This is a genomic window from Corynebacterium suranareeae (assembly GCF_002355155.1).
In the GTDB taxonomy this organism is placed as follows: Bacteria; Actinomycetota; Actinomycetes; order Mycobacteriales; family Mycobacteriaceae; genus Corynebacterium; species Corynebacterium suranareeae.
The window spans coordinates 628,232-641,491 of sequence record NZ_AP017369.1 but is presented as its reverse complement, the minus strand read 5'-3'; the positions used below and the strand labels follow the sequence as shown (position 1 = coordinate 641,491).

The 13,260-nt window shown below is 51.9% G+C and carries 14 protein-coding genes; 5 read left to right on the top strand and 9 right to left on the bottom strand.

The genetic code is table 11. The features are described 5' to 3' along the window. Positions 1-15: 15 nt before the first annotated feature. Entirely contained in the window at positions 16-423 is a 408-nt protein-coding gene (locus tag N24_RS03055) for a DoxX family protein (protein ID WP_096454232.1), read from the top strand. A 60-nt stretch (positions 424-483) separates the two neighbouring features. Further along, the gene (menE, locus tag N24_RS03050) at positions 484-1,614 is read left to right on the top strand and encodes an o-succinylbenzoate--CoA ligase (RefSeq protein WP_096454230.1); all 1,131 of its coding nucleotides are present in this window, start codon (positions 484-486) and stop codon (positions 1,612-1,614) included. Here the strand turns inward: menE and N24_RS03045 are convergent. Continuing rightward, positions 1,611-2,477: a glycosyltransferase gene (locus tag N24_RS03045; protein ID WP_096454228.1), complete on the bottom strand. Its 867-nt coding sequence runs from the start codon at positions 2,475-2,477 to the stop codon at positions 1,611-1,613. The two genes, menE and N24_RS03045, sit on opposite strands and share 4 nt — an antisense overlap. A 178-nt stretch (positions 2,478-2,655) precedes the next feature. Between N24_RS03045 and N24_RS03040 the strand changes: the two genes are divergently transcribed. Next, positions 2,656-3,552: a 1,4-dihydroxy-2-naphthoate polyprenyltransferase gene (locus N24_RS03040; RefSeq protein ID WP_096454226.1), complete on the top strand. Its 897-nt coding sequence runs from the start codon at positions 2,656-2,658 to the stop codon at positions 3,550-3,552. 35 nt (positions 3,553-3,587) lie between these two features. On the opposite strand, the gene N24_RS03035 is transcribed toward N24_RS03040, so the two are convergent. Next, a complete protein-coding gene (locus N24_RS03035) occupies positions 3,588-3,923 on the bottom strand; it encodes a DUF4229 domain-containing protein (protein ID WP_231910846.1) in 336 nt (111 codons plus the stop codon). Between the two features lie 94 nt (positions 3,924-4,017). On the opposite strand from N24_RS03035, the gene N24_RS03030 reads away from it, so the two are divergent. Both N24_RS03030 and N24_RS03025 read left to right on the top strand, forming a co-directional pair. Beyond that, complete coding sequence (locus N24_RS03030) at positions 4,018-4,323, top strand: hypothetical protein (protein ID WP_096454224.1); 306 nt, start codon at positions 4,018-4,020, stop codon at positions 4,321-4,323. An 89-nt stretch (positions 4,324-4,412) separates the two neighbouring features. Further along, the gene (locus tag N24_RS03025) at positions 4,413-4,766 is read left to right on the top strand and encodes an ArsR/SmtB family transcription factor (RefSeq protein ID WP_096454222.1); all 354 of its coding nucleotides are present in this window, start codon (positions 4,413-4,415) and stop codon (positions 4,764-4,766) included. Positions 4,767-4,774: 8 nt separating this feature from the next. Here the strand turns inward: N24_RS03025 and N24_RS03020 are convergent, their stop codons facing one another. From N24_RS03020 to N24_RS02990, 7 genes are all read right to left on the bottom strand, one after another. Next, positions 4,775-5,233: a RidA family protein gene (locus N24_RS03020; RefSeq protein ID WP_096454220.1), complete on the bottom strand. Its 459-nt coding sequence runs from the start codon at positions 5,231-5,233 to the stop codon at positions 4,775-4,777. Positions 5,234-5,242: 9 nt separating this feature from the next. Then, positions 5,243-6,889, bottom strand: a complete 1,647-nt coding sequence (locus N24_RS16320) for an aminopeptidase P family N-terminal domain-containing protein (RefSeq protein ID WP_167382012.1) — start codon at positions 6,887-6,889, stop codon at positions 5,243-5,245. Positions 6,890-6,922: 33 nt separating this feature from the next. Then, the gene (locus tag N24_RS03010) at positions 6,923-7,702 is read right to left on the bottom strand and encodes an ABC transporter ATP-binding protein (protein ID WP_167382011.1); all 780 of its coding nucleotides are present in this window, start codon (positions 7,700-7,702) and stop codon (positions 6,923-6,925) included. Positions 7,703-7,709: 7 nt separating this feature from the next. After that, positions 7,710-8,747, bottom strand: coding sequence for an ABC transporter substrate-binding protein (locus N24_RS03005; RefSeq protein WP_096454218.1), 1,038 nt, complete (start codon positions 8,745-8,747; stop codon positions 7,710-7,712). A gap of 34 nt (positions 8,748-8,781) precedes the next feature. Further along, positions 8,782-9,585 carry an ABC transporter permease gene (locus N24_RS03000; protein WP_096454216.1) on the bottom strand — a complete coding sequence of 268 codons (804 nt, stop codon included), beginning with the start codon at positions 9,583-9,585 and terminating at the stop codon, positions 8,782-8,784. Between the two features lie 973 nt (positions 9,586-10,558). Further along, the gene (ccsB, locus tag N24_RS02995; protein ID WP_167382159.1) at positions 10,559-11,557 is read right to left on the bottom strand and encodes a c-type cytochrome biogenesis protein CcsB; all 999 of its coding nucleotides are present in this window, start codon (positions 11,555-11,557) and stop codon (positions 10,559-10,561) included. Between the two features lie 60 nt (positions 11,558-11,617). Further along, positions 11,618-13,243 carry a cytochrome c biogenesis protein ResB gene (locus N24_RS02990; protein WP_096454212.1) on the bottom strand — a complete coding sequence of 542 codons (1,626 nt, stop codon included), beginning with the start codon at positions 13,241-13,243 and terminating at the stop codon, positions 11,618-11,620. Positions 13,244-13,260 lie beyond the last annotated feature (17 nt).

Sequence of the window (13,260 nt, the reverse complement as noted above, 5' to 3'; positions counted from 1 at the left end):
CTAGCTTTAGTGCCCATGTCAACAATCAAAGAAATTTCCTTCCTCCTCGCCCGCATCCTCCTCGGCGTCATCTTGATCGCCCACGGCTGGGACAAATTTGCTATCACAGGACTCGAAGGAGTCACCGGCTTCTTCGGATCCCTTGGTATCCCTGCTGCAGGTTTCGCAGCCATCCTTGCTGCCCTGATTGAACTTGTCGGCGGAATCCTGATTATCCTAGGAGCGTTTACTCGCATCGTGGGCGCTATCGTGGCACTTGACATGCTTCTTGCAGCACTATTTGCACACGTATCCTCCGGCATCTTTGTCAGCAACAATGGCTGGGAGCTCGTTGGTGCAATCGGTGCAGGTGCACTTCTGCTTATCGCAGCCGGTGCAGGCGCATGGAGCATCGACGCTGCTCTGGCAAAGCGCAAAGCATAGAACATCAAAACCCGGGCTCGACTCTTTAGACTGATCAAAAGCCCACTAGAATCACAAACTATGAATACCCGCGTCCTCGAAGCATTACCTGTAGATCTTGCACATCCCACAACGATTTTGAAAGATCTCGAGGACGCTATCGCAGGAAAGAAAACTTTCCTCCCTATTCCATCCCAGGATAAAAACCGGGCACAGTTATTGCGCGATTCCCAACATGTTGGCCACACCATCGATCCTTCGATCGCTTTGGTGATGGCCACTTCTGGTTCTACTGGCACTCCAAAAGGTGCACAATTAACTCCACTGAATCTGGTGAGCTCCGCCGATGCCACACACCAATTCCTAGGTGGTGAAGGCCAGTGGTTGCTTGCCATGCCAGCGCACCACATTGCCGGAATGCAGGTGTTAATCCGCAGCCTGATCGCAGGTGTCGAGCCATTGGCAATCGATTTAAGCACAGGCTTTCATATCGACGATTTCGCCACAGCTGCCGCAGAATTAAAAAACACCGGTGACCGAATCTACACCTCTTTAACCCCCATGCAGCTGCTCAAGGCCATGAATTCCCTGCCTGGTATTGAGGCTTTAAAGCTGTTCGACGCCATCCTCGTCGGCGGCGCAGCCCTGTCCAAGCAAGCTCTAACCTCAGCGAAAAAACTGGGAATCAGCATTGTTACCACTTACGGTTCCTCAGAAACGTCTGGCGGCTGCATCTATGGCGGAAAACCGATTCCTAGTGCAAAAGTCCGGCTCCGAAACGATCGCATTGAACTCGGTGGCCCCATGATCGCCCAGGGGTATCGAAACGCCCCCAATCATCCCGATTTTGCCAACGAAGGCTGGTTCACCACTTCCGATGCCGGCGAGCTACGAGATGGCATTTTGTCTGTTACTGGCCGAGTTGATGCGATCATCGATTCCGGTGGATTAAAGCTTCACCCAGAAGTACTCGAGCGAGCCATTGCAGATATCAAAGGAGTAACTGCGGCTTGTGTGGTGGGCATTCCAGATCCCCGCCTAGGACAAGCAATTGTGGCTGTGTATTCCGGCTCAATTTCGCCGTCAGAAGTAATCGAGGGCCTCGATGATCTCCCCCGTTGGCAACTGCCCAAGCGCTTAAAACACCTCGAGACTCTTCCAAGCATTGGTCCTGGAAAAGCAGATAGACGCGCTATTCAAAAGCTGTTTTAGTCTTCCCTCTTGCTGGCTTCTACAAGTTTTGCCACATCTTCGTCTGTATAAACTTTGGCGATCTGCTCATCATTTCCGCCCATGAGTGTGTTGCCTACAACTAGGGCACCAACCTGGGTGGTGGGAACGACAGCGAAGTGGCGGGGTTGTGCATAGACCTGGCGAATTGGGTGATCTGAACGAAGTGCACAGGCATGGAGCCACACATCGTCGGCACGTTTGCAGGTTTGCAGGAAAACATCGCCTTGGGACACCACATAATCGATAAACGTCACCGGATATAACACACCAGAGACACCAGTGGCGAAGTGCAAAAATGATGCTTTAGAAGTGTCTGCGGGGCTCCATTTAACGTAAGGGAGCAGGTGCTCGTCGCGAAGCTCAATTCTGTGCGCCCGGTAGGCGACAACCGCATCCATGCGCAGATCGCCGATAAATAGCAGACGCTGCAGGAACCACTCGGGGTAGATCATGTCATCATCTACCGTGGCGACGCGCACTCCGGTTCCGTGGACTTCGCGGAATTGGTTCCAATATTTAGTGTGCGGCCCATAGGATCCGTCGCTGCACCGTACTTGGAGGCCGCGATCAACAAGGCGGTTCATCGTCGCAGGCCACGTACTGTCAAAATCTTGCTTGTCCAGCCACAGCACAATTGGTGCTTTGATATGTCCGCGCGCTATGGATTCAATGGTGAAGTGAACGTGGTTGATTCTTTTCCCATGGGTGGTCAGTGAAATCACTACGTCGCCGGTTTTCGGGATTTGACCCCTGGATACTCGATTTCGTACTGCCAATGGCAGCATCCGCAAAAGAGTAAGGAAAACGCTGGCGATCTGCCGAACCGCATAACCAACCCACATAAACTACTGCGACTCCTCCTCGATTGACTATGAAACTTATCCGCTTATTTCACAATAGCGTTTCATTCCATGACACCGTCTGCCCGACTGACTCTGAAAAGACAGACCCTTTTGCAAAACCCCTCCACAAAAGCCACTGATTGCACAATCACATGGTTGATGGGGAAAGATAGATACTATGTCTCACACCGAACCTCAACCAACTTCTGCAACTTTTTCTGATTGGATTCAAGGCGCTCGCCCACATACCTGGGCTAATGCTTTTGCTCCGGTTATTGCTGGTTCTGGCGTTGCAGCGTTTCATGGTGGTTTTGTGTGGTGGAAGGCCCTGCTGGCGTTGATAGTGGCGTGGGCTTTGATCATCGGTGTGAATTACGCCAACGATTATTCAGATGGTATTCGTGGCACTGATGAGGATCGCACCGGCCCGCTGCGCCTTACTGGTTCTGGCTTGGCTGCACCGAAGAAGGTGAAGGCTGCTGCATTTATCTCTTTTGGTGTGGCAGGGATTGCCGGCACCGCACTGAGCCTTTTGAGCGCATGGTGGCTGATCATCATCGGAATCATCTGTGTGCTGGGTGCGTGGTTTTACACCGGTGGTAAGAATCCTTATGGGTACCGCGGGTTGGGTGAGGTCGCGGTGTTTGTTTTCTTTGGTTTGGTTGCGGTGTTGGGTACGCAATTCACCCAGGCGGGTTTTGTGAGTTGGGTTGGTGTGGCAGCTGCAGTCGGTGTGGGTTCCATGTCTGCTGGGGTGAATTTGGCTAACAATATCCGTGATATCCCAACGGATCGTGAGTCTGGAAAGATCACTCTCGCTGTCCGCTTGGGGGATGCTGGTGCACGCAGGCTGTTTCTTGCGTTGATTTCCACGCCGTTTATCATGTCGATTTGCTTGGCGTTTGTTGCCTGGCCGGCGCTCATCGCGATCATTGTTTTCCCGCTGGCTTTAAAAGCTGCGAAGCCGATCCGTGCTCATGCCACGGGCAAGGATCTGATTCCCGTTATCGGCGCTACGGGGCGCTCCATGGCGTTGTGGGCCGTGCTGACCGGCCTGGCCTTGGCGTTGAGCTAATTCGCTTTTCGACGCCAAAACCTAAAGCAATCCCCTTAACGATCCGCCAATTCGTTTCGGACCCATTCCTTATGAGCCTTGCGTTGAGCATCCCACTGAGATACCGCCAAGGTGGCATTGCTGCGCTGTTTGCTAAAGATCAGCATGGACAGCGGGAAAGCCACAATGAGGGCTAGCATCGCGGACATCACGAGCGGCACTGGTGCGCTAATAAGTAGAGCTAAGCCGTGAATAATCAAGGTGAGCACTCCGAAAAGCAGCAGTCGCGCAAGACCATAAATGAGGACATTTTTGCGGGCTGCTTTTTGTAGTTCTGGATCTAATTCTGGCGCTTGGTGTGCCTGGGGGTTGGGGCTATTGGACTCACTCACATATTCAACCCTACTCAATACCTCCCGATACCCAAGAATGCTGCAAAGTTGCCGTATTGTGGGAGGTTGAAGGAAATATTTAAGGAGAGTTGAAGTGGGTAGGCTTTTGCTGATTATTTTGGTTATCGTCGCAATTGTCTTGCTGTGGAAGGCGTTCAAACCATCCACATGGAGGCGCAATGCGGGAGTTAATCAGGGCCAGGCACCTCGTCAGGTAAAAGGCCCAGACGATGATGAAGAGTTCTTGTGGAATATTGAGAAGAACCGGTTTAAGCGTCGTCGTGCAGAAGAAGCAGCCTTGCAAGAAGAGGAAGAGCGTCTCAAACGTGCCAGGGAACGCTACGCCACACCGGAGGAGCCAAAGGAAGGCCCTGACGAAAAACCCACAGAGGATTCTTAAGCGCCCAAAACTACCCCTTTAATTGGGTGTGATGCATACAATCCACCGAATCAATTCACTTAGGCTTGCCATACCTATATATTGAGTGAATGACCTCCGTTATCCCCTCTCGCGCAGACAGCGTTTCCGAGCCACGTTTTGCGCCCCTAAAATCCGTACCCCGCAGGATCACGGACATCGCCGAAAACGCCAGCGATTTTTATAAGGCGTTGGGCGATACCACTCGCTTGGAAATTTTGTATCTGATTTACACCACTAAAAATGCGCGGGTGAGCGCAAATGCGCTGGCACGGACGTTAAAGATCTCGGCACCTACGGTAACCCACCACATGAAAAAGCTCATTTCGGCCAATTTGGTTACCCGTGAGCAATGTGGAAAGTGGGCATATTTCAGCATCCATGCCGCACATGTGGACACGGTTGCTGAAATTTTCGCCCGCTAGGTTTTTAACTACTTAATAGCCACCACGGCGTCTAGTTCCACTAATGCTCCTTGGGGAAGAGTGTGCGTGGGCAACGCAGTTCGTGCGTGTTTGCCGGCTTCACCGAATACTTTTTCTAAAAGTTGTGATGCGCCATCGGCAACTAGTGGTTGTTGAATAAACTCATCCGTGCTGTTGACCCACACGTTGAGCTTGAGTATTTGAGCAACGTTGTCCAGCCCGATGGCTTGTTGGATCCGCGCTAAAAGGTTGATGGTGGCAACTTCGGCGGCATAAATGCCATCTTCGATGGAGGCGTCTTCACCAACTCGCCCCTCCAAGATATCTCCCGCTGCATTTCTGGAAATTTGCCCCGAAAGATACAACGTGTCACCGTGGCGGCTAAATGGCACATACGAGTATGCAGGCGCAGGCAGATCAGGTAATTCAATGCCTAAGCTGTGAAGGTGCGTGGCAAAATCTGTCATGAGGGCTCCTTAGCGTTGGCTTAGAATGTAGGTTTTGTCTTTGCCGATGTACCAAAGATCTTCCGTGCCGATGGCCACGCCGTTGTATCGCCACGGGATTTCTGCCGCACCATATGATCCGTGGTGGAGAATGTGTTTATAACCTGGTCGAAGCTCGTTGGCAAAGGATTCTTGTTTGCCCATGAGGTGTCCAACATTGCGTTTGCGGTAAATGGTGTTGAAGTCGGTATCCGCACCCAGCATTCCAATATCGATCATCCGGGGCAGTTGTGGTGCTAGATAATCAAGTGTGGCTTCATGGACATCGGCGCAAATTACGCCTGGTCGAAGCTGTCCGATGATTCCTTCACGGACAACTTTAAAGAAGTAATCGTAGGCTTCTTGGCCTGCGGCTGTACGTGGCAAAGACCGCGCCATATCGGAGGTTCCCAGCACCACCCCATCCTTTTTCACTGCCACACCGGCATCAAGCTGAATGCACCTGGTTTCTGCGTTGATGGGGAAATCTACAGGAGGACCGGGGAAAAGCATTCTGTTGGATGAGTGCAGGTTAGTAAAATACGGCTCAACATCGAAGGTAAATTGCAGCGCGTAGTCTTCCAATTCTTCAAGGTAGTGGGCATAAATATCCAGCTCAGTGAACTCTTCACCGCGTTCAAGCCGTTTGTTTGTCCAGGTCAACGTGTTTTCCATGGTTGTCACGCTGGTGCGCGCTGCAATTATTTGGAATGGCAGATCTTCGTGATCACGGACGTCACGCCAGTGCCCAAGTTCTTGTTGGATTGGAACGATTTCACCTTCTGTCAGGCTCAGCGCAAGGGCGGTGCCAATGAATTCCTCTTCCACTCCGACTGCTTTGTCTTCGCCGATCAGCACCGCGACAGCTTCACTGACAGAGCCGAATGAGCCAACGGGTTGTGATCCTTCAGGGGCGGTCGTGCCTTGGGGTAGGAACAAGAAAACTGATTGGGTATCTGCACTCCACAGGACAGAAGCCCCGTCGGCGGCTGCCAGTCCTGTAATTTCCGAGAAATTCGGCGGGGAGGCCACATAGATCGCATCCAACCCATGCTGCGTTGCAATTTCCTGCAGCAACTCGAATCGGCTATCCGCGCCGACCTGGTCTAATTCCGCCTCCAGGCCCTCTAGATGAGCGATGCCGCGAATAAGCTTTTTGGCTTCCTCCACGCCGGCGCGCCGCCAGCTTTCAAAACGCTTTTCGACGCTCCCCTTCTCCACTTCCACCACATCGATCGCTTTCGGGGCAAGTGATTCCACAGCGATTTGCACGTGGTCTTGCGCTGCAAGATAGTGTGCATACGCGATGTCGGGTGAGAAACAGACGGGGGTGGCGTCGGCAAGCTCTTTAATCAGTTCCGGCAAGGAACTTGCCGCCTCAATGCCTTCGAGCGGCGCGTCATCGATGGTGACCCATGGCGCGTAGAAGCGGATCTTGTCGCGTGGTACCCCGCTGGAGAAAATATTGCCCTGCTCCTGTTGGCGAACCAACAAAATCGGATCCTGATCTTTTATTGTGGCGATAATCGGTGCCACAAGCGGATGCGAATCAAGACGAATCGCGGAAAACAGCAAACTCTTTTGTGCATCGAGGCCAAAGAGTTCTTTCAACTGTGCTGGGTTGGAACTAAGGTGCATGAAACTGTGCCTTTCAAATAAAGTAATTGTGGTTTAGCTAATGCCTGCGGTCACGCCGATGAAGGATTCGATCTCTGCAACGTAATCTGAAAACACATCAGAGAATCGATGCTCCTTGGCGCGAGGGCGTGGAATATCGATCTTGATATCAGCAACAATGTGCCCTGGACGATCACCGACGATGATCACGCGATCCCCAAGCCACACCGCTTCAGAAATGCTGTGCGTGACAAAAAGGACGCTGCACTTTTCACGCATCCAAATCTTCTGCAACTCAAAGTTCATAGAATCCCTGGTCATCGCATCGAGAGCACCGAAAGGTTCATCCATCAGCAACAACTTTGGGTTCGACACAAGTGCTCGACAAATAGCTACTCGCTGCTGCATACCGCCACTCAACTCATAGGAGTAGCGAGTTTCTTTACCTTTTAGACCCGCCATCTCCAGTAGCTGATACGCGCGATCCATCGATTCCTTCGTCCGCGATCCCCTAAACTCCAGCGGCAACAACACGTTGTTCAAATTATTGCGCCACGGCAACAGCACCGGCGCTTGGAAAACCATTGCGATATCTTCCACCTGCTCCGCGATGGGTTTTCCATTGACCAACACCTCACCCGCGGTTGCTTGCTGCAAGCCAGAAATTGTTTTCAGCAGCGTGGTTTTTCCACTTCCCGACTGCCCCACGATGGAGACAAACTCTCCCGGCGCAACATCGAAGTCCACGCCTTCCAGCACTTTGTTTTCGGCTCCGTCTCTGGAATGAAACGTAACTCCAACATTTTTGACTGAAATTGCACTTGTAGTAGACATATTGGTCCTATTTCTCTTGGGTTGGCGCTGCAATGACAGTGCCTTGTGTAATTGGGGTGATGAAATCATTGGTATAAACCTGATCCGGCGTAATACTCACCGACGGATCCATTCCGAGGTATTCCTGCGCAATATCGATCATTTGCTGCACACCCTCATCACTCATGGCCCCAAAAGGCTCAGTGGTGGTTTCGCTTTGCCAATTCAGTGCGCACTGTTCTTCCAACGCAAGGAGGATGGTTGATTCCTCATACCCTTGAACTTCAGCATTGAAATCCTTATATGTTTGCTCTGGGTTTTCACACGCCCACAAAAATCCCTTTTGCAAAGCTCGGTTGAAACGCTCCAGCTTCTCTGGCTCATTTTCAATAGTCTCGTTGGACACCACCATCCCGTTGCCATACAGGGAAATTCCGATATCCGCCCAGTTCAGCACCACAGGCTCAATCCCCAATGCTGCTAGAGCTGGAGCATCAGAGACCGCCAGTGCAAGGTTGGCATCCCATTGATGAGCCAAAAGTCCAGGAATTTTAGATTCACTCGATGCGTGCACAACATTGATATCGCTTTCGGAATATCCCAACTGATTCAATGCATAGGGCCACATAGACACCATTGCCCCAGCACCTTCGGTGGCGACCGTTTTACCTTTGAGATCTTCCCAACTTTCAATGCCGCTGGCTTTATCAGCAACCGCTGCATACGCGGATCTTGCCTGAAGGAGATTTACTTGGCGAACCTCTGCTCCCCTACCCTGGTTCATCACTGTCACACCGAAATCGGCGAATCCAGCAAATACCCTTCCCGTTTCCACAGAAGTCACCGTGTTATTGGAACCAGATCCCGGCATGAGCGATACATCAAGGTCTTCTTCATCAAAAAAACCTTGTGCCACCGCTGCGAAAAACGGCGCATGCTTGGGCAGATATCCCACATCCATCATGATGTCCACGGAATCTCCACTAGAGCCAGAAGAACAGGAACTCACCAGAGGAATTGTCACCGCAAGTGCCGCAGTAAAAGCAGCAATCTTTTTCTTGTTCATTACTTTTCCTTGTGTCGTAAATCAAGTGAGGTGATTATTTTGCGTAGGTTTTCCACGGCACAAGGCGTTTAGCAGCCAGATCCACCACATAAAACAGTGTGAGAGAAATTGCGGCTAGCACGATAAATGCAGCGAACATGCTGGCCAAATCAACCTGGCTGTTGGCCAACAAAATCACATAACCAAGACCCTTTGATCCTGAAATGAACTCACCAACCACAGCACCTCCGACAGCCAGGGAAATAGAGATCTTCATGCCGGAGAATATCGACGGCACGGCATAAATGAATTCGATCTTGGTCAATCGCTGCCACGTGGTCGCCTTGTTGATTCGAGCCAGCTCTTTCAGCTCATGAGGCACGGACGATAATCCATCAAAAGTATTGATAACTAGCGGGAAGAACGCGATCGCCATTGCCACAAAGACCTTGGACTCAAATCCGAATCCAAACCACACGATAAACAGTGGTGCTAGCGCGACCTTTGGGATCGTATCGATCGCCACTAACGCTGGGTAAAGAAAAGTACGAACCGCTGGGAAATAGTGAAGCGCAGCTCCGCACAACACTCCAAGTGCAGTACCGAGCACGAAACCAGCGAGTGCTTCCTGCAAAGTCACCCACGCATTGGATGCGAAATAGCCGGGCCTGTTAAATAACTCTGCAAACGCGGCGCTTGGTCCGACAAGCAGGAATCGAGGTGGGTTGGTGATTAATACGATTAATTCCCACGCAACAAATAAACCCGTGATTCCGATAATTGCTTTGATTGCTATGACAAGCGAACTGCGGGGAATCAGTGGCTTTTTTACAACTGCTTCAGTGGCAGCGCTTGTCATTGTTTGTCTCCTTAGTTCAGCTGGGGGCTGAAGTTCCGATGTGGTCATGATGCAGATCTCCTCGGTGCAAGTGATGTGATGGGTAGCGCTCTCGATTGCGATATGGATCACGTTACAGAGTGCTTTCAATGCACGTCCAACACCTTTTCCGCATGCTTTAATACCCAATGGGCATTATTCTAATTTCTGCTGGTTAATAGGTATTAACAGTTGCATCCAACTATTCCAATGTGCCCAACCCCACATCGACGAACATGCGGCCCCACACTAAAAACCAAACTGGTGTGCCAAGATTTTCAATTTTTCGCAAATTTTGTCATCTGAGTTTGGTTTAGCTCAGAACAAACCAAGAACAAACCAAACAGGTGTGCCAAGATTTCCTAATTTTAAGAATCTTTGTCACGTATGTTTGGTGTCTGGTGGTGGTACTCAAAATTTCACGTTGGAGCCCGAAAAAAGCACCCTCCTAGAATCGCTTTTAAGCGCCTTTCAGCACTCATTTGATACGAACACCCATTCCAAGAAATCGAGCGCTTAAACAGCCTGCAAATAACTCGACCGAAAAACCTTGGCCAGAATCGCAGTAGAAACCTCCCCGTAATCCCCAACTGATTTATCGCCCGTTTAAAGCCCCGAATTTTTCGCATGAGTAATTGCATGCCGAAGTGTCTAAAAACCTCTTAAAAACGCTTCTAGGGAGGTATGACCTTTAGAGTTAGAGACCAAAAGACCAACCCGACCAAACCAGGAGACCCACTTTCCCCTCAAACCCGAAAGTTGGGTCTCCCAGTTTGGCGTACAGCGCGATTCACCAAACCAGGAGACCCAGAATCTGAGTTTTGGGGGATCCTGGGTCTCCCAGTTTGGTCACCGAGGCCCTCCCGGGCCCTCCCGGGATACACCGCACTCGAAGCATGCAAAAACCCGGCCGTACTCAATCAAAGAGCACAGCCGGGTCTAAAACCTCAATGGATTAGTTCAGTCCAGCGTAGGAGTGCAGGCCAGAGACCACCATGTTGATGAAGAAAAGATTGAAAATCATTGTCGCTAACGCGAGGATATTGATCCATGCTGCGTTGGTATTTCGCCAACCAGCAGTAGCACGTGCGTGCAGGTAGCCGGCGTAAAGAACCCAGGTAATGAAGGAAACTGTCTCTTTAGGATCCCAACCCCAGAAGCGACCCCATGCTGCTTCGGCCCAGATAGCTCCCAGGATGATGCCGAGTCCGAAGATTGGAACTGTCCAGATGGCGGTTTTGTATGCCAGGTTATCCAGGGTTTTTCCGGATGGAAGTGGTTTTGCCACCGCACCGAAGAAGCCGTGCTCTTTACCCTTTGGCTGCCACATGCGCAGCAGGTATAGCAAGGAGGCAATGCCGGAGACGATACCGATGGACGCACCGATGGATACTGAGGAAACGTGGATCGGGAACCAGAAGGACTGCAGAGCTGGGACAACAGGTGCTGCATCGGAATAGAGCTGGGTTCCACCGTAGAAAAGCAGTGCCAGCATCGGGGTGAGGATCCATGGCCAGATGACGCGGAATTGTGGTCGCTGCAGGATTAGTACAGCACCAATCATGGCGAATAGTGTGACCACGAGGATGTATTCGTACAGGTTGCCAAAGGGGAATCGGCTGGCAGAAAGTGCGCGCATCACTACAGACACTAGGTGGACCATGACGCCAAGCCACATGAGGGATTGGGTCATGTTGGCTAGTTTGCGGGCGCTTTCTTCGCGTTGGGTGAGGTCGTCGTCGGCAAGCACGCCGTCGGCGATATCATCGGGAAGGTCCGCGCTGCCGCCCGTGCCCACGAGTTCGCTCACGCGTTTTTGCTCGCGGTGGGCGTCGATAATGCCTTGTTGTTTAACGTAGTAGACAAGGGAAAGGATTAGCGCCAGAACGTAGATGATATACGCCGATACGAAGGCAGTGTCGGAGAACTGCGCATACGTTTGGTTGACGGGCATCATGATTTTTCCAACCTTATTCTGTGTAAGAACTGCTCTTAGTGTTGTTTTTGTAGGTTTTTAGTCGCTGTGGTCGAAGTATTCTTCGTCTTCATCGTCCTCCTTCAGACCCAACAGATCGCGGTGGAACTTGTCGTATTCACTACCCCAGCCTGCGCGGTCGGTGCGGGCTAGTCCGCCGGTTTCCACTCGGGTGGTGCCGTTTTCTTGTGGATAGAGTCGTACCCAAATGCGACGGCGTCGAACCATCAGGGATCCAACCAGGGAGACCAGTGAAATCACGGTGGTCACCAGCACCCAGTTTTGTGTTGGGTCGCGGCTGATTTGGTAGTTGGCGAATTCGGAGGCGCCGTCGAAGGAGACGGTGGTGCCATCGTCAAGCGTGACGGTGTCGCCGACTTGGAGGTTGACGCGCTCGATTTTTTGCAGCACGCCGCTGTGCATGAGGCTGGAGTCCAGGCTGAACAGGGATTGTCCGATGCCGGTGTCGAGGCCGTTGTCGCCGCGGTAGATATCAATCGCAACTGCTGGGTCGCGCATCGCAGGATAAGACGAGGTCAACAGTTCATTGTTTTCACCTTCCCATTGCGCGGTTGGTGCGAAAAGTCCCTGGATGGCCAGCTGGTTTTGGCGGCGTTCGTAAAGATCCGGGTACATGCCAGCTGGTGGATCGAAACGCACCACGCCAGAGGAGAGGAAGTAAGTCGGATCGTCTGGTCGCCACTGCACGGTCTGGGTGCGGGTTTCGCCATTTGGCCAGGTCACGGTAAACGTTGGGGCGAAACCGTGGCCTTGGAGGTAGACGCGGTCGCCTTCAATGCGGAGTGGGTGGTTGACGCGGAGTTCGTAATCTTCCCAGGTCTCTGGGTCGTTTTGAATGTCGTCGCCTACCGCATAGGAAATATTGGAGCGGAACATTTCTGCCTGGCCGTTGGCAAGGTAATCTGCGGAGAAATCATGCGCCTCGAAGCAGAACGTGGTCAGCCCGGTGCCGTCGAAGTTAGCGCCGGCGCGGAAGGAATCGTAGTTGGCGGTGGCGGTGTTGCAGAACACGGAGTTCTGCTGGTTTTGATCGCCGTCGGTCACCACAATGACATGGCCCTCGTAGTAAAACAGTCGCCCCAAACCGGCGGTCACGATCATGCCGACGATGCCTAAGTGGAAGACCAGGTTGAAAAATTCGCGGATATAACCTTTTTCCGCAGAAATCGAACGCACTCCCGCGCGGTCTTCCTCGGCGGAATATTCTGTAATTTTCCAGCCTTTAAGAAGTTTACGGACGTCTTTTTCAACGTCTTCTTCACGCTTTTCGACGACCCCCTCGCCGCTGTGCGCCAAGCGTGCGAGGTTCCTCGGCGCCCGCACCACGGGTGCGCGCATTGCTTTGTAGTGCTCCCAGCTTCGAGGGAGAATACAGCCGACCAAGGAGATCAGCAAAAGCATGTAGATGGCGGTAAACCAGGTGGAGGAAAAGACGTCGAAAAGCTGAATCTTGTCGTAGAACTCAGCTAATTTGCCGTTGTTCTCGATGTATTCGATGACATTTGATTCATTAAGCGAACGCTGCGGGAGCAGTGCTCCGGGGATCGCTGCGATCGCCAAAAGAAACAGCAACGCCAGTGCTGTGCGCATGCTGGTGAGCCAGTTCCACGCTTTCCGTGCATACAGCTTGACTGTTTTGAGCATTGTCGTGCCGATTCTCT